We start from the raw sequence: 19,497 nt of genomic DNA, 5'->3' as shown, positions 1-19,497 counted from the left end.
ATGGGAACGACGCGACGACATCCACGAAGCCTTCCTCGGCCTCGCCACCTGCCTCATCACCTACAGACACGTACGACGCCTTTGTTAGGGCCTCTTAGTGTCAAGGTGACCCGGCCGACTCGTGGCGACGGCAAGTATGCGTCGTCACAAGAGTGTTGATCTCGTGACCATCCGCCGTCCCCAGTGACGCTCCAGGTGCATGATCCGCTGGTGGAAGTGACCCTCAAGGAGGGTCACAGGGCCCGCCCTCTTGGGGGAGGCATGCGGGCTCCGGCGTGCAGGGGGAGGCGTGTTTCCCCCCGTGACGGGTCTGCCCCTGCACGCTTCTCCGGCCACAGGGCAGGTCGCGCGGCGGTCGTCTGCGTGATCACCCGAGGGCGTTCCAGAACGCGCAGTGGTGGCGGGTCTGCGTCGTGCGGGTGGGGACGATGTGGTCCGGGGCCAGGGACAGCACCGTGTGCCGGGACCAGTGGGGAGACGACGGGCCGTTGGGGTCGGCGGTGCGGGCGAAACGGGTCCAGTAGTCGATCATGGTGTCGGCCAGCCGGTGCTGTGCCGCGGTGAGGTCGCGGGGGCGGCCGCCGAGGTCGAACAGGTAGGGCAGTTCGCTCGCGTGCGGTGCGCCGAGCGGGAACGGCGGTGTGCCCGGGGTGAGCGGCGGGGCGTGCTCGTCGGCGAACTCGTAGCGCCAGACGGGCACTTGGGCGGTGAGCAGGTCGCTGGTACGCGCCGTCGGGCAGGCGAAGTTCGCGTCGCCGATGACCGCGCCGAACACCGGGCCCCCGTCGGCGCGGTGCACCGGGTACTCGCGGACGATCGCCTTCGCCTGCCCCGGGGAGGGGAAGAAGGTGGCCGCGATGTCGGGCCAGGTGTCGGGGGTGACGGGGTTGCCGGCCTGGACGATGCCGGCGGCCCAGCCGTTGCCCTCGTCGTGGTTGCTGCCGATGAGGACGGGGACGCGGTGGAAGCGGCCGGTGGCGATCGCTGCCGCGGGGTCGCTGGGCAGCAAAGGGGTTGCGTAGGCGGGCTGTTGATCAGTGTCCTGGGCCGCGAGCAGACGAGAGACGTGCACGCGCCGCAGGCAGGTCAACACCTCGCGGGCGGAGCCGCAGCCGACTTTCGCCGCGAGGTCCGTGCCCGCGGTGCGCGCCGTGGACAGGGGGACGGAGGACGGGGCGAACGGCCGGTCGGGGCGGCCGGTGCAGGGGCCGCTCTCGATGATCGCCCGGTCGAAGAGCCCCGCGGCGGTGGGTGAGGCGAGCTGGGCGCAGACGCTGTAGCCGCCCGCCGACTCGCCGGCCAGCGTCACGTTGTGCGCGTCGCCGCCGAAGGCGCCGATCTCGGCGCGGACCCAGCGCAGCGCCGCCTGCTGGTCGGCCAGGCCGAAGGTGCCGGAGCCGGGCAGCCCCCGGCGCGCGAGGAAACCGAGGGCCCCGAGGCGGTAGTTGACGGTGACGACCACGACGTCGCCGCGGGTGGCCATGCGGTGGGCGTCGTACGAGCTGCCCGCTCCGGTGGTGAAGCCGCCGCCGTGCAGCCACACGATCACCGGCCGGGGGTGTTCCGGTCCCGCGCCGTCGGGCGTCGTGACGTTCAGGTGGAGACAGTCCTCATCGGTGCTGCCGCCGGGCACCTCGCCGGCCGGCTGCGGGCAGGCGCTCGCGGGCCGGGTCGCATCCCGTACCCCGGACCAGGGGGCCGCGCGGCGGGGCGGTGCCCAGCGCAGCCTGCCGACCGGGGGCGCCGCGTAGGGGATGCCCTCGAAGGTGCGGTAGCCGTCGTGGGCGACGCCCCGCACCGGGCCGTCGTGGGTGCGTACCGTAGTGGCGCTTGCGGGCTGGGTCGGTGGTGCTGCGGACCAGGCCGTCGCGAGGACGGCGGTCAGGGCGCAGCCCAGTGTGGTCAGGACGCGGTGCATGCTCATGATCTCCCCGTTCGGTCAGCTGCCGCCCATGCCGCCCTGTGCGGCGATCATGGTCATCGGCAGGGCGCGTACCGCTTTCTCCAGGCCGGGCGCGAGGGCGGCGAGCGACCCCGTGCAGGCGTCGATACGGGCCTGGAAGGCCCGGTGGTCCCGCCGTGACACGACCGAGCGGATGCCGCCCGCCGCGGCCAGCGCCAGCAGCGCGGCGTCGGCAGCGGGGATCTCCCGTACGGAGCCGTCCCCCTGCAGCGCCGTGGACACGCGGGCGCGGAGTACGGCGGGCACGGAGGGGTCCGTCACGGTCGACCGCCGGGTGCCGAAGCGGGTGCGGGGCGCCTTCACGGTGAGGAGCCCCGCCGCGGCGAGCCGGTCCTCCACCTCCGTCAGGGTCCGCTTGCGGTGGCGGCGCACGAGGTGCTTCCAGCCGTGCCCGGCGGCGGCGTCACGCAGAACGCCGTCCAGGACCGGGTCGCCGGTCGGTTCCGTGCCGGACACGGTGACCGTGCCGTCGTCCTCCCTCAGCCGGCCACGCAGCGCGAGGTCGATCAGGGCGGCGGCACGGACCAGCAGCTCCGTACGGGAACGGTCGTACGGGCCGTCGGCCGCGTCGTCGTGGGCGAGCAGATACATGAGGCAGGCCAGGTCGTCGTTCACACTTCGACGCTATGGCCCGGTGCCCCGGCCACGGATCGGCCGCGGGAACGGACCGACACTGGGAACACAGGAGGACGGCCTCCTGGTCTCCTCCTTGAGGAGGAGGCGGTGCCGTCAGGGGCGGCGCGGCTCCACGAGGCCGTGGTCGTAGGCGGCGACGACTGCCTGGACGCGGTCGCGCAGGCCCAGTTTGCGCAGCACCGCGGTGACGTGGTTCTTGACGGTGGCTTCCGACAGGCGCAGCCGTTCGGCGATCTCCGCGTTCGACAGCGCCTGTCCGATCAGGGTGAGCACCTCCCGCTCGCGGCCGGAGAGGCCTTGCAGGGAGGGCGGCGGCGCCGGGTCGGGCGTGGTGCGCAGGAAGCGGTCCAGGACGCGGCTCAGCACGGTCGGCGCCAGCAGTGCGTCCCCGCGCGCGGTGAGGCGGATCGCGTCGACGAGTTCCGCCGGGCGGATGTCCTTGAGCAGGAAGCCGCTCGCCCCGGCCTGCAGCGCCGCGACCACGTGCGCGTCCACGTCCCAGGTGGTCAGCACGAGCACCCGGGTCCGACTGCCGCACTCCGCGATCTGCCGGGTCGCCTCGATGCCGTCCAGGACGGGCATGCGTACGTCCATCAGCACCACGTCGGGCGCCAGTTCCCGCGTCAGCCGCACCGCCTCCTGACCGTCGGACGCCTCACCGACCACCTCGAGGTCGTCCCGGGCGTCGATGATCATGCGGAATCCGGTACGGACCAGGGCCTGGTCGTCGGCCACCACCACGCGCAGCGTCATGACACGCGCTCCACCGGCAGTCGCGCCGCCACCTCGAACCCGCCTCCGGCCAGCGGCCCGGCGCGCAGGCTGCCGCCCACGAGCCGTGCCCGCTCCTTCATCCCCACCAGACCGCGTCCCGCTCCCGCCGCGGCCGAACGGCCCTGCGGCGTACGCCCGTTGTCGACCACCGTGACCTTCACGCACTCCCTTTCGGCCGTCACGTGCACGCTCACCTCGTCGGCGCCTGCCGCATGGCGCAGCGTGTTGGTCAGGGCCTCCTGGACGATCCGGTACGCCGCGAGGTCCACCGCGGCCGGCAGCCCGTCGGCGGCCCCCTCGCGGCACACGTGCACGGTCATCCCGGTCGCGCGCACGGTGTCGGCCAGCTCGTCCAGGCGCGCGAGCGAGGGCCCCGGCTCCCGCTGCTCCCGGTTCTCGTCCTCCCTCTCCTCGGGCCCGAACGCCCGTAGCAGCAGGCGGAGTTCACCGAGCGCCGAGCGGGCGCCCGTCTCGATGGCCCGCAATGCCTGACGAGCCTGGTCGGGTTGCTGGGTGAACACGTCTTCGGCGGCGCCCGCCTGAATGACCATCACGGACAGGGTGTGCGCCACGACGTCGTGCACCTCGCGCGCGATCCGCGCCCGCTCCTCCACCACGGCCCGACGCACATCCGCCCTTCTCCGTGCCTGCTGCGCCCCGCGCCACTGCCCGGCGGTCCACGCCAGGACCACCGCCAGCAGATAGACCGCCACACCCGCGGGGCCGCCCGCCGCGAACGCCAGCGGCGCCGGCAGACACATCGCCGCGAGCGCCCGCACCGACACCCGCCGCGGTCTGACGGCCGACAGCACGCACAACGTGAGCTGCGCCGCGAGCAGCGCCCCCGTCAAGGTCACGGCGGGCAGCAGCGCCCACACCGCGAGCCCCGTGGCCGCGTTCGCGGCCAGTACGACGACCGGGACGCGCGCCTGCCACCTCAGGGCGCAGACCTGCGCGAGGACCAGGGCCAGGGCCACGGCCAGTCGCCGGCCGTGCTCCGCGCCCGCCACGAGCACCGAGGTGCCCAGGACCGCGAGCACCAGAGCGGCGGACCCCCACCACAGGGCCCGGGCCGCCCGGGGCGACAGCTCGCCCTCCGCGTCCCCGGCGAACGCGTCGTCGGGCTGTCTGCTGTTGCGGTCCACGCCCCGACCCTATCCAGCGGTGCCGGCGCGGCTTCTGCTCACACGACCGATGAGTTCCGCCGCGCCGCGTCGTCTGCATGTTGGAAACGTGCCCGTTCCGCGCCTGCGGGAGGCCCGAGAAGAGATGATGATGACGAGGAGGATGCACACCATGGACCGGGAGAACGTGAGCGCCACCCTGACGGTCGCCGTGCCAGCCGCGAGGGTGTTCGCGGTGCTGGCCGACCCGACGGCCCATTCCGCGATCGACGGCACCGGCTGGGTTCAGCAATCCGTCGACCGGGCGCCGCTGGCCGAGGTGGGGCAGATTTTCCGGATGGACATGTATCACTCCGACCATCCAAACGGTGACTACCAGGTGGTCAACAAGGTCCAGGTGCTCGACCCGCCGCGCACCATCGGCTGGCTGACGGGGCAGGACAAGGGCGACGGTCACCTCGAGTTCGGTGGCTGGATCTGGCGTTACGACCTGGCGCCGCTCGGTCCGTCCGAGACCGAGGTCACGCTCACCTACGACTGGTCGGCGGTGCCGCAGTTCATCCGCGATCGCGGCATCCGGTTCCCGCCGTTCGGCCCTGAGCATCTCGTCAACTCGCTGCACCACCTGGCCGAGCTGGCCGCACCGACGCCCCAGGCCTGAACGTCCGGCGGGTGGCCGAGGCGACGGGGCGCCCCGGCCGAGCGACGGTCACTGTCCCGGCGTGAGGATGTAGGTGTTGAGGGTGCCCACCGTGCTGAGCGGGCTGGGGGAGCCGAGGTCGTAGCGGTCCACGGCGAGGTAGTTGGGCTTCTTGCGGGCGGCGGGTGTGCAGAAGTTCTGCGCACGGTTGAGGAGTTTGCCGTTGTCGGTCTGGGCGGTGGAGCCGATGGTGTAGTCGCGGAAGTGGTTCATCACGAACAGCGGGTGGAAGGCGGACGAGTCCGTGGTCAGGGGCCGGGTGTCCCAGCGGCTGTAGCAGGACCAGTCCGAGTCGCCGATGCCGCCGCCCATGGACCAGTAGTTCTCCACGGTCCACTCGCGCTGGTACATCACCCCGAAGGTGTCGCGGGTGCTCCAGCCGCTCGCGGTGTCGCTCGCCCGGGTCCGGTCGCTGAAGATCAGCAGCTGCTTGCCGCGGGCGGCGAGGTCGGCCATGGTCGGCCAGCCCTTGGTGGCCACGCCCTCCTGATCGGGCCGGTACAGGACGTCGTAGAGGCCGCTCACGGAGGCGAGGGAGGACTTCAGCACGTCGGAGGAGGCGTAGTCCTCCAGGAAGACGGTGGCGAACTGGCCGGGGTGGGCCTTGAGGAAGTCGACGATGCGCTGCAGGTCGGTGGCGAGGGGGACGGGGCCGCTGACGCCGTCGCAGCTGTTGTGGCAGAGCACGGCCTGCCCGGAGACGGTGTAGTCGTCGAGCATGAAGCCGCGTACGCCGTCGGACAGTTGCCGGCTGATGCCGTAGTTCTGGTTGGGGAACCAGCTGACCGGGAACGTGGCGAAGTTGCCGTCGACGCCGTTGGCGAAGGCGTTGTGCGCGGTCAGGAAGGTGACCTGGTCCAGGGTGCGGGTGTCGGCGGAGGGCATCGCCGTGGTCGCGTAGGTGACCGGGGTGAGGTACCAGCGGGCCAGATCGCCCGCGGTGCCGAGCTGCACCGCCGCGGCGTCGGAGGCGGAGCCGGTGAGGTACTGCGAGGTGCCGGGGACGCCGATGGTGTACGTGCTGTCGGCGCCGGAGGTGATCGACCAGGTGGTGCCGTCCGCGCTGCATGTCGTGGTGACCGCGGAGGTGCCGCTGCGGCCGAGACAGGTGCCGGACTCGTCGGTGTTCTGCAGTCGGTAGCCGCCGCCGACCGCGACCGGGGTCCACTGCTGATGGTCTTCGTTGCCCTTGGGATTGTGCGCGGTGACGCTGCCGCTGCTGTCGGCGGCGTTGCGGCCGGTGACGTAGTTCTGCAGGTAGACCGAGGAGACGGGGACCGCCGCCGAGGCCGCGCCGGGGAGCAGGGCCGGCAGGGACAGGGCCAGGGCGGCGGAACAGCACAGGACGCGCAGGGGGCGCAGGCGCACGGGGGGTTTCCCTTCACTCCGGCACGGGCGTGCCGACGATGACCGAGACATGACATATCCGGTGACACGTGCGATGCGCCAGACGTTGCGTGTGAATTCTTGCTGGTGCTCAGGATTTGGCGCGGCGGCAACTTCGTCGAGGTGGGCGGCGACCAAGAGGCGAACTTCCGGATGGCCGCCGGCCTACCCGTACGTCGGTAGTGGGCCGGACCGTTCGCGCGGATCAACATCCTTGCCTGCACCGGGAGTTCGCCGTTCCTTGCAAGAGCCGGCGCCCCCGACGAAGGAACCCGCATCGACGCGAGCGGCACCGCCGTCGGCCGCGGCAATCTCCGCCACAACATCGCCTACACCGGCACCCTGACCTCGAACATGACCGGCACGAGGGCTACGAACAACTCCTGGAACCTGGGCATCACCCTGTCGGACGCGCAGTTCCAGAGCGTGTCGACGTCCGGCTGGGACACACCCCGCGGCGCCGACGGCAGTCTCCCCGTGCTGGCCCACCTCCGCCTCGCCGCGAACAGCACTTTGATCGACAAGGGGGGCGACGTCGGTCTGCTGTACCAAGGGTCGGCGCCGGATCTCGGTTGCAGTTCCGCCATGTTTCCGCCGCGTGCCGGTGCGCAAAAGGGGAGGTTTTCATACCCGGGTGTGAACAACCAGGGGATGAATCCTTCCCCCCCCGGATCAGCGGACCGTGCCATCTCGCAGTCCTCCGGCCCAGTCCAGCAATTCGGGTTCGGCCAGGCTGGTCCCCAGCCAGTCGTGGTCGAGGTCGGCGCCGGGAAGGGACGGCACCACTGCGACGTAGAGCCCGGCAGCACGCGCCGAGGCGATGCCCGTGGCCGAGTCCTCGAAGGCGACGGAGCGTTCGGGAGGCGTGCCGAGCGCCTCGCATGCCGTGAGGTAGAGCTCTGGTGCGGGCTTGGGGGAGTGCACTTCGTCGGCCGCGAACGAGCGGGTGAAGCAGTCGGCGAGACCGGCCGACCACAGTGCCGCGTCCAGCAGTTCACGGGGACTGTTGCTGGCTACGGCGATGGGTACGGCCGCCCGGCAGGCGCGCACCAGTTCCGCCGCCCCGGGGAGGGCCGCGGCGCCTCGGGAAAGCTCCTTGCGGACTCTTTCGAAAAGCTCGGCGGCGAGTTCGGCACCGGCGCGGGGGCGCCCGAGGTACTGGGCCATGGCCTCTCCGGCGGCCTCCACGGTGCGGCCGATGACCAGCGCCTTCTGTTCGGCACCGAAGGGATGCCCGTGCGCCGCGAAGATGGCCGACTCCGCAACGGTCCAGCAGCCTTCGGTGTCGACCAGCAGGCCGTCGCAGTCGAAGACCACGGCCTCGGTGCTGGTGGGGAGCGAGCGCATGCAGATGTCCTTTCCCTTGGGATGATGCGCGGATCGCGCGTTCGGCGGCCGGCGGCGCCCTTGCGGCCACGTCGACCGGCGGCTCACTGCCCGAGCGCCAGCCGGACGCCGAAAGCGGCGATGACCGTGCCAGTGATGCGGTCGAGGAAGCGGCGGGCCGAGGGCCGATGCAGGCGGTCTCGGAGCACGCGCGCGAAGGCGATCAGCGCGCAGGCCCAGGCGACAGCCAGGAGGACGTGGACACCGGCCAGAAGCACGCCCGCACCGAGGTGCGAGGCACCGGCGGGGATGAAGTGCGGGAGAACCGCAACGTAAAAGGCGCCCATCTTCGGATTGAGGAGATTGGTCGCGATCCCTTGCCGCCAGCCGCCGAGCAGGGTGTCACCGGCGCCTGCCCCGGCCCGGGCCTTGGTCTCGCCCCCGGCCTCCGCCGTCTGCGGGCTATCGCTCGATGAGTGGCGCCAAGTGGCCCACAGCAGCCTGCCGCCCATCCACACCAGGTACGCGGCTCCGACCCAACGAAGAGTCAGGTATGCGACGTGAGACGTGGTCAGCAGCGCGGTCACACCGAGCGAGGCGAGCGTGCCCCACACCAGCGTGCCGCTCTGGATGCCCAGGACCACGCCCCAGGCGCGACGGCGGTGCCCGAGCGCCGCGGTGCGCAGGATGAGTGCGGTGTCCAGTCCGGGGGTGAGCGTGAGGAGTCCCACTATCAGGGTGAACGTCCCCAATGCCTCTAGGGTGATCATGAGCGATCACCCTAGGTCGAGCCCCCTGGAACGTCCACATTTCTGCCCGAAATCGGGCAGGAGGGGCGGTGTTCGTGCTCTCTCAGTCGGCGTGCAGGATGCGAAAGCGATCGGGTTCCGCCGGATCTCGATCAACGACTTGGATCGGCGGCCAAGCCCATTGCCACACGCTGATGCCCGGCGTGCGGGAGAACCGGATCTGCCCGCGGGTGCCTTCGACCGCAACGCGCCGCCAGGATTCGGCGGTGCGCGCCCGGTCCGCGCCGTGAGAACGCAGCACATCGGCGAGGACGGCGACCGTGTCGTAGCCCTCGAAGGCCACGAAGGAGGGCGCTTCGGCCAGCCGCTCGCGCAGGGCTGTCTCGACTCGTGCACCGAGTGGGGTGAGGCGCTCGGGCAGGTAGCGCAAGAACGGGACGCCGGCGCCGTCGGAGCCCAGCAACGCCGCCCATTCGGCGAACTCCGGTTGCCCGGCCGGAGCACCGATCCTGATCTCGGCGAGGCGCTGGTCGCGCCGGACGGACTTGACGATCGACACGGCCGGCTCCGGGTGGCCGACCAGAAGGAGGAGGGCTGTTGTGTCATGGCCGACGAGTTCGTCGCACACGGCCGCGGGAGTGAGCACGCTCATGTCGAGCTCGATGACGGTGCCGCCGCGTGGCGCCAGGTAGTCCCGCAGAATGCGGGTCCCGGATGCCCAGTAGACACTCGGCTGGGCTGCTACGGCGATGCGACTGTGGCCCGCGCCGAGGAGGAAGTCCGCGTAGGTCCGCCAGCCGCGCGACTGCGGCGGGGCGAGACGCGCGACCCATTCCGTCGGCTGTTCGGTGAGCGCGTCGAGAACCGCTGACGAGCAGAGGAACGGCAGGCCGAGGGCGTCGGCCCGGGCGGCAGCGGCGCGAGCGACGACGCTGTGATACTCACCCGCCAAGGCAGCCACGCCCAGGCCGGCCAATTCATCTACGGCCGCCACGGCCCTCTGCGGATCAGCCGCGGTGTCCCGGACCACCAGCTCGAGTGGTCGACCCGCGATCCCGCCGACCTCGTTGACGTCGCGAACGGCCAACTCGAGGCCGAAAAGCAGGTGTTGGCCCGCCTCGACCCAGCCAGGCCGAGTGAGCGGAACGAGAGCGCCGATCCGGACGGACGGGCAGTACGCGTTCATCTCGTCTCGTCTCGCCATGGCGGGCGCACGTGGGTGATCACGCCGGACATTGCATCCACCACCATCGCCAACAGGCAACCGATTATTTGTTCGCGCCGACGGCGATACGCTGCCGTGTCATGCAGCAGACGCGCCTCGACACTGCTCGGATCCGGGCCGCCCGCAAGATGATCGACCCGATCTTCCTCGACACTCCGCTGTACCGCTGCGAGGCGCTGGAGCCCGATCTCGGGTGCACGGTGAGCATCAAGCTCGAAACGGCCAACCCGGTCCGCAGCTTCAAGGCCCGCGGCACCGAGGTGGTCGCGAGCCTGCTCGCCGACAGCGGCTCGCGAGCCGTGGTGTGCGCCAGTGCGGGCAACCTCGGCCAGGCCCTCGCCTGGTCCGGCCGTGGCCGGGGGCTCGACGTCACCGTCGTGGCCTCCCGTTTCGCGACCGCGGCCAAGCTTGATCGTATCCGCGCCCTGGGCGCCGGGCTGGAACTGGTGGACGGCGACCACGAGTTGGCGCGCGAGCGGGCGGCGGCCATCGCCCGTCACGACGGCATCCGGCTGCTCGAAGACAGCCTGGACCTAGAGACCTGCGAGGGCGCGGCGACCATCGGCCTGGAACTGGTGGACGCGACGCCGTCGTTCGACGCCGTGCTGATTGCTCTCGGCGGCGGGGCAATGGCCACCGGCGTGGGGCATGTGGTCAAGGCCTTGGCGCCCGAAGCCGAGGTGATCTGCATTCAGCCGCTGGGCGCACCGGCGATGACCCGCTCGTGGCGCAGTCGGCGCGTCGTCACCACCGACTCGACCGACACCATCGCCGACGGCGTCGCCGGCCGACGTCCCATCCCGGCCGTCCTGGACGACCTCCTGCTGGTCGCCGACGACGCCGTCCTGGTCCAGGAGGCGTCGATCATCGCCGGTATGCGGATGCTCCTCGACCATGCAGGCCTCGTCGTCGAACCGTCGGCCGCGCTCGGCATCGCGGCGATCCTCGAAGACCGCGACCGCTTCGCCGGCCGACACGTCGTCACCATCGTGTGCGGCAGCAACGTCGACGTGGACGCCTATCACCGCTGGGTCGGTGCGGGTGCGGCTCCCATCCACCGGTTTTGACCACGGTCCGAGCCGCTGCTAACCCCACCACCGCACCTCCGGACAGGCGGACCTCCTCGCTGTCGAGGTCGGCCTGCAGCGGTGCAAAACCGTGTCGTCGATGTGGCGTTCGTCGCGGAGACGGACGACGGTGGCACGTCTGTGGGCGATGAGGGCCAGGTGCAGCGCCGTGTAGTCCCAGTGCCGGAGCAACGCCGGGTCGTCGTTCCTCCGGGATGAACCCCAGGGCCGCACCCGTCGCGAGCGCGCCGGGCGCGGAGCCGAGGGGCTGGGGGAGTCCGACGGAGTTGGTGACGACGTGCAGCTGATCGAGCCGGGCCAGCGCGGGGGCCAGCGGGAACAGGGTGGTCGAGTCGTCCATGAGTACCGTGCTGCCTGGCCTGATCCGGGCAGCGACGGCTGCGCACAGCGCGTTCTTGGCGGCGAGGGCGCTGTTCTCCCGGAAGTGGGTGGCCGTCTCCATGGTCAGAGCGGGGAAGGCGACGGCCCGGCCGCGCTCCTTGCGCAGCAGATGGCGCCCGGCGAGGTCGTCCAGGTCCCGGTGCATCGTCATCAGGCTGACGTCGAAGTGCCGGGCGAGGTCGTCGATGCGGGTCTCGCCGTGTTCGGCGACGTACTGGGCCCTCGGCCCCCCGGCCGCCCGCGCGGCGTACGACGCACATGTCCGCACGGACGGTCACGGTCCGTCCACCGTGACCTGCTCGGGGTCGACGGAGGCGGTGAAGGCCTTGGCAGCGTCCTCCAGCGGGTAGGTGGCGGTGACGATCTCGGCGGTGTCGACGGCGCCCGAGCCGATCAGGGCCATCGCGGTGACGTAAAACGGCAGCCACGCACTCACGCACTACGGAAGGAACTCCGCCCATGACCAGCACCCGCCCCGCCCGCTGGGGCGTCCTCGCCACCGGCTCCATCGCGCACACCTTCGCCGAGGATCTGCGCCTCATCCCGGACGACGCCGAACTGGTGGCCGTGGGCTCCCGCAGCACCGATGCCGCACGGCGCTTCGCCGACCGGCACGGCATCGCCAGGGCCCACGGCAGTTGGCGGGACCTGGCCGGGGATCCCGAGGTGGACGTGGTGTACGTCGCCACCCCGCACTCGGCACACCGCACGGCGGCCGCGCTCTGCCTGGAAGCCGGCAAGGCGGTGCTGTGCGAGAAGCCCCTCACGCTCAACCTCGCGCAGGCACAGGACCTGGTGGCGATCGCCCGCAGGCGGAACGTCTTCCTGATGGAGGCGATGTGGACCTACGTCAACCCCGCCGTGCTGCGCATGCGGGAGCTGATCGCGGACGGGGCCATCGGTGAAGTCCGCTCCGTCCACGCCGACTTCAGCATCGCCCTGCCCTACGACGCCTCCCACCGGCTGCACGACCCGATCCAGGGCGGCGGCGCGGTGCTCGACCTTGGTGTCTATCCGGTCTCCTTCGCACACCTGCTGCTGGGCGTCCCGGACGCCGTCTCGGCCTGGGCGCACCTGAACCCGCGAGGAGTCGACGACAACACCGGCATCCTGCTCGGCTACGACAGCGGAGCCGTCGCGGTGCTCTCCTGCTCCCTGGGCACACAGACGGCCCAGCGCGCCTCGGTCAACGGCACCCTGGGCCGGATCGAGTTCGCGAGCGACTTCTTCCACGCCGACGGCTTCGTCCTGCACCGCCAGGGCCACGAGCCCGAGGAGGTCCGCGCGCCGGACTCCCCGGGCAACGGCTACACCCGCGAGGCGCTGGAGGTGGCCCGCTGCCTGCGGGACGGGGCCACCGAGTCGCCGTACGTCCCACTGGACGGCACGCTCGCGGTCATGGCGACGCTCGACGCCGTACGCGAGCGCATCGGAGTCCGCTACCCGGGCGAATGAGCCGTGGTGACGACGGTCAGCAGGTGACCGAGGAGTCGTCGGCGTCGGAGTTCGTGCCGGTGAGGTTCGCCTCGATCCGGGTCAGGACCCGCATCGCCTGCTCGTACTCCTCGTCCGAGAAGCCCGCGGCCGTGACCGACTCCAGATCGCGCCAGGCCTGCAGGACCCGGTCGCGCAGGGCCTGGCCCGCGCGCGTGGCGTTCACGACGACGGCCCGACGGTCGGTGGGGGAGGGGCTGCGGGTGACGAACCCGGACTGCTCCAGCCGCTGCAGCATCTTGGTGACGGTGGACGGATCGAGCCCCAGCGTCTTGATGAGGTCGGCCTGGCGCTGCTCACCCCGCTCCCACAGCTGCATCATCAGCAGCTCCTGCCCGGGGTAGAGGCCGGTCTCGCGCAGCAGGCTGCCCGCCATTATCCGGTGGACACGGGCGGCGCGGAAAATGGCCTCGCTCATCGGAGCGTCGGCGACATTCGGAACCGCGTCGTCTTTGCCCTGAACCGATTCGGACGCTGGCGGCATGGTTGTTCTTCCTCCTTGCTCAGCCTTGCTCGGCGAGCGAGTCACTTGTCGTGGAATCATCTCACCCATGCTAAATTGGTCGGCCAATGTATTGCCTGCGTGGCGGCAAGCCCCGGCCTGTCGACGGTGCGCTGTGCGCGCTAGGTGCGGGTGCGGGCAACTCGCCGACCGAGGTGCCGGCCGCCGCCTTCGAGCGCATGGGCATCTCGACCGGCGTCGACGTCCAACTCGCCCTCGCCGCCGCCCAGGACGTGGTCAAGCCGTTCATCGGGCACGGTCTGGGTCAACTGCTTCTTCGTACGGGACCTGCGGGCGTCCTTCGGCGGTGCGGGCGACTGCGGGATCGGGCGTGAAGGGGGTACCTTCAGCCGGGAGTTCTTCACCGACCCCAAGGCGGTGGTGATGCAGCTCGACGCCAACTGACCCTGAAGATGGATCAATTGGGGGAGCGGGGTACCAGCCGGATGATCGGCAATTCGCGGTCGGTCTTCACCTGGTACTGGGTGAAACGAGGCACGGCGGTGGTGATCTGCCGCCATGCCTCATCCCGTTCCTCCCCGTGGAGCTGCTCGGCGACGACGTCCACCTTGCGGCTTCCCATCTGCACCTGCACCCGGTCGGGATGGGCGGCCAAGTTGTAGTACCAGGCCGGGTTCTTCGCCGCCCCGGCCGCCGAGGCCACGATGATCCAGCTGCCGTCCTTGCCCGGGAACCAGCCCACGGGTGTCTCGCGCGGCTCACCGCTCTTGCGGCCGACGGTCGTCAGCACCAGCGCGTCCATGCCCATCAGCTTGCCGCCGCCCTTGCGGCGTATGCGCCTCATGGTCCACTTGTTGAACCACTTGACCGCGCGGCCGGGTTGACGAGTACCACGGGTGCCCGAGGGTGTGTTGAAGCTCATGTGACCTCCTGGCACAGAAAAATATTGGCCAGCCAATCATGAGTCAACAGCGGAGGGATGAGGCTGCTGTGAGCAGAAATCGGCTCCGCAGTTTTTTGTCGTCCGCAGTGGACGGACGGGCGCCGTTCGGGCGCAGACCGTCCACGAAGATGTGCACGTGACGGGTGGCGAGGGCCCCGATGGTGATCAGGTCCATGTGGGTGGCGTCCGGCCGGCGGGCGGCCTCGGTCACGGTCACGGTGGTGAGTCTGTCGAGGACGACCTGCTGGACGAGGGCTTCGCGGTCGGGAAAGCGTCGGTAGAGGGTGGCGATGACGGAGGCCGCGGCGATGGACGGCGCCGGCCGGATCCGCATCATGCGCAGCATCGTGCTTCCCCTGGCCAGGCCCGGCCTCTGGTCGACGGCTCTCCCGTGCTGCGTGTTCTCTGCCAACGCAGCCTGGTGCGCGGCCTGTTGTTCGGAGCGGTGAAGTGAGCCGGATCAGGGCGCCCGCTCCACCAGCGCCACCCGCACCGGCCCGAACTCGATCCGGGACCGGGCCCCGTCCCGCGCCCACGTCACCTGCACCGCGCCGCCGTCGACCACCACATCGGTGACCGCCTCCTCCAACACGACCGGCTCGGCGGCCAGAGACGCCAGGCAGACATGGACCGTGGTGCCCCCGGCCCGGCCGACCAGCCGCGGTACCTGCGCCCAGCGGGTGTAGGCCGTGCCCTGGGGTGCGCGGACGGGGGCGGCTCCCTCGTCCCAGCCGTGCAGGCCGTGCAGCGTCGAGGCGACGGGGTCGTCGGGTCCGGTGGCCCAACCCGTGTGTGTCACAAGGGAGTTGACCGGTGCGCCGATCACCCGGTGGACGCGCAGTTCGTGGCGTCCCCGGGCCACCGTGACGCTCTCCACTCGCAGGCCCGGCACCATGGGCGGGCCGGCGGCGAACACCGGCCGGTGCCACGAGGCGGCCCACCCCCAGCCGTCGCCCTGGCCCGCACCGAGCGGATGAATGCGGCGCCGCACACTGCCGCATCCGTTCACCTCGACGGACAGATGGTTGTCCGCGACGTTCCCCCGCGCGGTCGGCCCGGTGCGGGTCGAGTACGCCTGCCGCCCGTAGTGCGGATCGTCGGCGGCTGCCGTCTCGCCCTCATGGGGCCGCATGTGGTCGCTGCCGTGGTTGTGCAGTCGTACGATCCCGTCGGCGCTGGTCGCCTGGACGAGCAGGCCCGGAGCCGGCAGGGCGAGGACCCGGTCCTTCTCCTCGACCGGTGCGGGCTCCTCGCGGTCGGTCCACAGCGGGTGGCCCGGCGGTGCCAGCAGCGCGACGAACGCCTTGGACGCCCAGTACGGAGAGGACGGGCCGGAGTAGCTCTGCAGCGTCGCCTCGTGCGGGCCGTGCCAGCCGAGCGAGAGCAGGCCGTCCCCGGACAGGGCGCCGCCCTCCAGGAAGTGACGCAGACTGCCGCTGATCAGACGGCGGGAGGCGCCCGGCGTCAGCGGGCTGTGACCGGTGACGGCGCCCAGGCCGACGGCGGCCGAGGCGGCGAAGCGGTACGTCAGGGAGCGCCCGAAGTGCATGGGCGCGCCGTCCGCACCGAACATCAGCGAGAAACCGTGCAGATGCTCGCGCAGCCGAGGCCCGTACGGTCCCGGATCCGCACCGGCCAGGTGGGCGTCCAGCACCGGATACAGGTGCAGCGCCCAGCCGTTGTAGTGGTCGAAGGCGCGTCCGTCGCCGTCCGCGTACCAGCCGTCACCGGCGTACCAGCCCTCCAGCAAGTCCCGGGCGCGCTCACGGACCGCGGCCGTCTCGGCGTCACCGCGGCCCACCGACTCCAGGAACCCGGCGACGGTGTACGGGAAGAGGTACCAGTTGTTCGCCGCGGGCGTGTGCCGCAGCGCGCCCCGCAGCCACTGCTCCGCCCGGTCCTGGACGTCGGCGTCGAGGTTCTGCCACAGCCAGGGCGCAGTCAGTCTGAGGCCGAGCGCGACGGACGCCGACTCGACCATCGGCTGGCCCTGGACATGGTGGTCGAGGATCAGCGGCCAGGACTCGGTGTCGTCGCGGCCGGGGGTGCGAGTACCGGCGGCGAGGCCGCGGGCGTAGCGGTCGAGCCAGCCGTGCGGGTCGTCGCCGCCCGCGCCCGCCACGCGGAACGCGGCCGCCAGGAAGGTCCGGGCGTAGCCCTCAAGCCCGTCGGAGCGCACACCCGACCGGGACGGGCGGCCGGGCAGGTCGAGCAGCCCACCGCCCGGAGTGCTCCACCGCCACGCGGCGGCCAGCAGCCCGTCAGCGACGGCCTCCCAGTGGGCCCGCGTCCAGCCGGTGTACGGGCTCGACTCCCGCTCTTCCGGCGGCAGTTGGAAGGGGATGATCATGCGGAATACGTCAGCCTCTCGCGTCGTACGGGGTGCAGGAAGCCGGTGCCGGAGGCCCAGCGGGCGGTCTCGGCGACGGCGTGCTCGGCCAGCCGGCGCCATTCATTGCCCTGGGAGCCGGCCAGATGCGGGGTGATAAGCACGTTGTCGCAGGCCCACAACGGGTGCTCGGACGGCAGCACTTCGGGGTCGGTGACGTCGAGGACCGCCCGGATGCGGCCGGACCGGGCGGCATCGGTGAGCGCGTCCTGGTCGACGACCGCACCGCGCGCGGTATTGATCAGTACGGCACCGGGACGCATCGCCTCGATCAGGGGCCTGCTGACCAGGCCGCGGGTGGCGGGCAGTAGCGGAGTGTGCACGCTGACGGTGTCGCTGCGGGCGAAGAGCTCCCTCAACCCGACCTTGGTGACGCCGAGTTCGGCCGCATCGGCGTCGGTGACGTAGGGGTCGTGGAGCAGGATCCCGACATCGTGCGGGCGCAGCAGCTCGATGACGCGGCGGCCGGTGAGGGACGCGGACAGGATGCCGACGGTACGGCGGTGGTTGCCGATGGTGCGCGGGATGCGCGGCAGACGGTCGCGGACGCCGGTGGAGCGCAGGGCCCGGGCGCGTTCGAGGACCTGCTTGCCGGTGAGCAGGATCATCGCCAGGGCGTACTCGGCGACCGGCACGGCATTGGCCGCGGCGGCCGAGGACACCTCGATGCCACGCTCCCAGCAGGCCTCGGTGATGTGCCCGCGCACAGTGCCCGCGGTGTGCACCACCGCACGCAGCCGGGGCGCGGCCGCCAGCACCTCCGCGTCCAGCGGCGGACAGCCCCAGCCGGTCACCAACAGGTCGACACCGGCGAGGACTTCACGCGCCCGCGCCGTGGTGAGGTCGTCGAGGGCGGGCAGCGGGGCGAGGTCGCAGACCGCGGCGAGCGCTGCAAGGGACTCGGGGTCGAGGACGGCCGCGGCCGCCTCCTGGGACATGGCGAGGGCGGCCGGGGGCCGGAACAGCGAGTCGGTCATCGGCGTGCGGGAACTCCTCAACGGGGCGACGGACAAGGTCACTTGACGGAACCCGCCGTCAGCCCGCTGCGCCAGAAACGCTGCAGCAGGACGAAGGCGAGGATCAGCGGCAGCACGGCCAGCAGCGAGCCCATGATGACCACCGGGTAGTACTCGGGCGAGACGGTGGCCGAGCTGTTCCACGTGTACAGGCCGAGGCTGACGGGATACAGGTCCTGGTTGGACAGCATCACCATGGGCAGGAAGAAGTTGTTCCAGATCGCGGTGAGCTGGAAGAGGAACACGGTCACCAGCCCGGGGCCGAGCATGCGCAGCGCCACCCGGGTGTACGTCGTCAGCTCGCCGGCACCGTCGATGCGGGCGGCCTCCAGGACCTCGTCGGGGACGTAGCCCTGGCTGAAGATACGGCCCAGGTAGACGCCGAACGGGTTGAACAGCACCGGGATGAACACCGACCAGTAGGTGTTGACCAGGCCCGCGCCGGAGGCCATCAGATACAGCGGCAGCGCGAGCACGGTCTGCGGGACCATGACGGCCGCCAGCACCAGCCCGAACAGCTTCTCCTTGTGCCGGAAGCGGTACTTGTCGAAGGCGTACCCGCAGGCCACGCTGACCAGCGCGCCGAGGGCGGCGCCGACGACGGCGTACAGCAGGCTGTTGACGTACCAGCGTGCGTACTGGCCGTCGTCCATGGTGAACAGGTCGTGCAGGTTCTGCCCGAAGGAGAAGTCCTTCAGCGACAGCAGGTTGCTGCCGAACAGGGCGTCGCGGGTCTTGCCGGCGGCCAGGACCAGCCACAGCACGGGCAGCAGGGTGTAGAGCACGGAGAGGGAGACCACGACGTTGACGGTGGCGCGGCCCAGGAGCCTGGGGCGTACGAGGGTGCTGTCGGCGGCGCTCATCGTGCCTCCTGGGCGCGGTCGGCACGGCTGGTCCAGCGGGTGACGCCGTAGGACAGGACGACGGTGCACAGCAGCAGGACGACCGAGGCGGCCGCCGCCAGGCTGTAGTTGTTGCGGGTGAAGGCGGCGTCGTAGATGTACATGCTGGGCGAGAACCGGGCGCTGATCATCGGGGAGGACTGGCTGAGCAGCATCGGCTCGGTGAACAGCTGCAGGCCCCAGATGAGGGTGAACATGGCGACCATGACGATCGAGGCGCGCACCAGCGGTGTCTTGACCTGCAGGGCGGTGCGTACCGGGCCGGCGCCGTCGACGACGGACGCCTCGATCACCTCGCGGGGCACGGCCTGCAGGGCGGCGTAGAAGACCACCATGTTGTAGCCGAGGTTGCTCCACACGGCGATGTTCACGATCGACGGGAGCACGGTGTGCAGGCCCAGGAAGTCGAGGTGGATGTCGGCCTTGGCGAACAGCTCGACGACCGGGCTGATGCCGGGTGTGTAGAGGTAGAGCCAGATCAGGGCGGCGATGATGCCGGGCACGGCGTGCGGCAGGAACAGGCCGAGCTGTGCGCCGGCACGCAGCCGCACGACGCCGGAGTCCAGCAGCAGCGCCAGGGCGAGCGAGCCGATCACCATGACCGGGATGTAGATCAGGCAGTACAGGGCGACCGTGCCGAGCCCGGACAGGAAGGTGGGGTCGGTCACGACGGCGGCGTAGCTGCGCAGTCCGACGAAGACCGTGCGGGCGTCGCCGAAGCCGAGGCCGGGGTGGTCGTCGCTGTGGAAGCTGAGGTAGACGGCGGTGCCGACGGGGATCAGGAAGACGGTGACGAGCAGGGCGAAGAAGGGCGCCATCAGGACGCCGCAGGCGGCGAGTTGGCGCCGACGGGCCGCCTTGCGGGTACGGCGGGCGGACGCCGGGGCGGCGGTGGGCAGTGCGGCGGGCCGGGTGTGCTGGGTGGTCGCGGTCATGGG

At 71.2% G+C, this 19,497-nt stretch carries 20 protein-coding genes and 1 pseudogene; 4 read left to right on the top strand and 17 right to left on the bottom strand.

Annotated features, from left to right (window positions below):
* Nucleotides 1-367 precede the first annotated feature (367 nt).
* The 4 genes from ACFY10_RS47800 to ACFY10_RS47785 all read right to left on the bottom strand — a co-directional run bounded on the left by ACFY10_RS47800 (nucleotide 368) and on the right by ACFY10_RS47785 (nucleotide 4,518).
* Nucleotides 368-1,924 (bottom strand): carboxylesterase/lipase family protein, encoded by a 1,557-nt coding sequence (locus tag ACFY10_RS47800; protein ID WP_390671682.1) that lies wholly within the window; start codon nucleotides 1,922-1,924, stop codon nucleotides 368-370.
* Between the two features lie 15 nt (nucleotides 1,925-1,939).
* Nucleotides 1,940-2,578 (bottom strand): GPP34 family phosphoprotein, encoded by a 639-nt coding sequence (locus tag ACFY10_RS47795; protein WP_390671681.1) that lies wholly within the window; start codon nucleotides 2,576-2,578, stop codon nucleotides 1,940-1,942.
* 114 nt (nucleotides 2,579-2,692) lie between these two features.
* Complete coding sequence (locus tag ACFY10_RS47790; protein WP_390671680.1) at nucleotides 2,693-3,352, bottom strand: response regulator; 660 nt, start codon at nucleotides 3,350-3,352, stop codon at nucleotides 2,693-2,695.
* Nucleotides 3,349-4,518 (bottom strand): sensor histidine kinase, encoded by a 1,170-nt coding sequence (locus ACFY10_RS47785; protein ID WP_390671679.1) that lies wholly within the window; start codon nucleotides 4,516-4,518, stop codon nucleotides 3,349-3,351. Before ACFY10_RS47785 ends, ACFY10_RS47790 begins: the two co-directional genes overlap by 4 nt.
* Nucleotides 4,519-4,669: 151 nt before the next feature.
* Here ACFY10_RS47785 and ACFY10_RS47780 point away from each other — a divergent pair, with 151 nt between their 5' ends.
* Nucleotides 4,670-5,158 (top strand): polyketide cyclase, encoded by a 489-nt coding sequence (locus ACFY10_RS47780; protein ID WP_390671678.1) that lies wholly within the window; start codon nucleotides 4,670-4,672, stop codon nucleotides 5,156-5,158.
* Between the two features lie 48 nt (nucleotides 5,159-5,206).
* Here the strand turns inward: ACFY10_RS47780 and ACFY10_RS47775 are convergent, their stop codons facing one another.
* The 4 genes from ACFY10_RS47775 to ACFY10_RS47760 all read right to left on the bottom strand — a co-directional run bounded on the left by ACFY10_RS47775 (nucleotide 5,207) and on the right by ACFY10_RS47760 (nucleotide 9,862).
* Complete coding sequence (locus ACFY10_RS47775; protein WP_390671677.1) at nucleotides 5,207-6,616, bottom strand: RICIN domain-containing protein; 1,410 nt, start codon at nucleotides 6,614-6,616, stop codon at nucleotides 5,207-5,209.
* A 639-nt stretch (nucleotides 6,617-7,255) separates the two neighbouring features.
* Nucleotides 7,256-7,930: an HAD family hydrolase gene (locus ACFY10_RS47770; RefSeq protein WP_390671676.1), complete on the bottom strand. Its 675-nt coding sequence runs from the start codon at nucleotides 7,928-7,930 to the stop codon at nucleotides 7,256-7,258.
* An 83-nt stretch (nucleotides 7,931-8,013) separates the two neighbouring features.
* Nucleotides 8,014-8,679 (bottom strand): LysE family translocator, encoded by a 666-nt coding sequence (locus ACFY10_RS47765; RefSeq protein ID WP_390671675.1) that lies wholly within the window; start codon nucleotides 8,677-8,679, stop codon nucleotides 8,014-8,016.
* An 82-nt stretch (nucleotides 8,680-8,761) separates the two neighbouring features.
* The gene (locus tag ACFY10_RS47760; RefSeq protein WP_390671674.1) at nucleotides 8,762-9,862 is read right to left on the bottom strand and encodes an ABC transporter substrate-binding protein; all 1,101 of its coding nucleotides are present in this window, start codon (nucleotides 9,860-9,862) and stop codon (nucleotides 8,762-8,764) included.
* A 101-nt stretch (nucleotides 9,863-9,963) separates the two neighbouring features.
* On the opposite strand from ACFY10_RS47760, the gene ACFY10_RS47755 reads away from it, so the two are divergent.
* Nucleotides 9,964-10,950: a threonine/serine dehydratase gene (locus ACFY10_RS47755; protein WP_390671673.1), complete on the top strand. Its 987-nt coding sequence runs from the start codon at nucleotides 9,964-9,966 to the stop codon at nucleotides 10,948-10,950.
* On the opposite strand, the gene ACFY10_RS47750 is transcribed toward ACFY10_RS47755, so the two are convergent.
* Both ACFY10_RS47750 and ACFY10_RS47745 read right to left on the bottom strand, forming a co-directional pair.
* Nucleotides 10,865-11,620, bottom strand: a complete 756-nt coding sequence (locus tag ACFY10_RS47750) for a DeoR family transcriptional regulator (RefSeq protein WP_390671672.1) — start codon at nucleotides 11,618-11,620, stop codon at nucleotides 10,865-10,867. The genes ACFY10_RS47755 and ACFY10_RS47750 overlap by 86 nt on opposite strands.
* Nucleotides 11,621-11,626: 6 nt before the next feature.
* The gene (locus tag ACFY10_RS47745; RefSeq protein WP_390671671.1) at nucleotides 11,627-11,788 is read right to left on the bottom strand and encodes a hypothetical protein; all 162 of its coding nucleotides are present in this window, start codon (nucleotides 11,786-11,788) and stop codon (nucleotides 11,627-11,629) included.
* Between the two features lie 23 nt (nucleotides 11,789-11,811).
* On the opposite strand from ACFY10_RS47745, the gene ACFY10_RS47740 reads away from it, so the two are divergent.
* Nucleotides 11,812-12,807 (top strand): Gfo/Idh/MocA family protein, encoded by a 996-nt coding sequence (locus tag ACFY10_RS47740; RefSeq protein WP_390671670.1) that lies wholly within the window; start codon nucleotides 11,812-11,814, stop codon nucleotides 12,805-12,807.
* Between the two features lie 16 nt (nucleotides 12,808-12,823).
* Here ACFY10_RS47740 and ACFY10_RS47735 read toward each other — a convergent pair whose 3' ends face one another.
* The gene (locus ACFY10_RS47735; RefSeq protein WP_390671669.1) at nucleotides 12,824-13,264 is read right to left on the bottom strand and encodes a MarR family winged helix-turn-helix transcriptional regulator; all 441 of its coding nucleotides are present in this window, start codon (nucleotides 13,262-13,264) and stop codon (nucleotides 12,824-12,826) included.
* A gap of 333 nt (nucleotides 13,265-13,597) precedes the next feature.
* Between ACFY10_RS47735 and ACFY10_RS47730 the strand changes: the two are divergent.
* Nucleotides 13,598-13,753 (top strand): annotated as a pseudogene (locus ACFY10_RS47730) (aldehyde dehydrogenase family protein); the annotation flags it as partial.
* A gap of 13 nt (nucleotides 13,754-13,766) precedes the next feature.
* Here the strand turns inward: ACFY10_RS47730 and ACFY10_RS47725 are convergent.
* The 6 genes from ACFY10_RS47725 to ACFY10_RS47700 all read right to left on the bottom strand — a co-directional run bounded on the left by ACFY10_RS47725 (nucleotide 13,767) and on the right by ACFY10_RS47700 (nucleotide 19,494).
* Entirely contained in the window at nucleotides 13,767-14,231 is a 465-nt protein-coding gene (locus tag ACFY10_RS47725) for a nitroreductase/quinone reductase family protein (protein WP_390671668.1), read from the bottom strand.
* Nucleotides 14,232-14,274: 43 nt separating this feature from the next.
* Nucleotides 14,275-14,589, bottom strand: coding sequence for a hypothetical protein (locus ACFY10_RS47720; RefSeq protein ID WP_390671667.1), 315 nt, complete (start codon nucleotides 14,587-14,589; stop codon nucleotides 14,275-14,277).
* A gap of 123 nt (nucleotides 14,590-14,712) precedes the next feature.
* The gene (locus ACFY10_RS47715) at nucleotides 14,713-16,602 is read right to left on the bottom strand and encodes a DUF2264 domain-containing protein (RefSeq protein WP_390671666.1); all 1,890 of its coding nucleotides are present in this window, start codon (nucleotides 16,600-16,602) and stop codon (nucleotides 14,713-14,715) included.
* Complete coding sequence (locus ACFY10_RS47710) at nucleotides 16,599-17,618, bottom strand: hydroxyacid dehydrogenase (protein ID WP_390671665.1); 1,020 nt, start codon at nucleotides 17,616-17,618, stop codon at nucleotides 16,599-16,601. The genes ACFY10_RS47715 and ACFY10_RS47710 overlap by 4 nt, the downstream gene beginning before the upstream one ends.
* Before the next feature lie 38 nt (nucleotides 17,619-17,656).
* Nucleotides 17,657-18,520, bottom strand: a complete 864-nt coding sequence (locus ACFY10_RS47705; RefSeq protein WP_390671664.1) for a carbohydrate ABC transporter permease — start codon at nucleotides 18,518-18,520, stop codon at nucleotides 17,657-17,659.
* Nucleotides 18,517-19,494 carry a carbohydrate ABC transporter permease gene (locus ACFY10_RS47700; RefSeq protein ID WP_390671663.1) on the bottom strand — a complete coding sequence of 326 codons (978 nt, stop codon included), beginning with the start codon at nucleotides 19,492-19,494 and terminating at the stop codon, nucleotides 18,517-18,519. The genes ACFY10_RS47705 and ACFY10_RS47700 overlap by 4 nt, the downstream gene beginning before the upstream one ends.
* Nucleotides 19,495-19,497: the final 3 nt, after the last annotated feature.

This window comes from Streptomyces sp. NPDC001401 (assembly GCF_042895385.1).
Lineage (GTDB): Bacteria > Actinomycetota > Actinomycetes > Streptomycetales > Streptomycetaceae > Streptomyces.
Note: the sequence above shows the minus strand (reverse complement) of the source record. Positions and strands in the feature narration are given on the sequence as shown.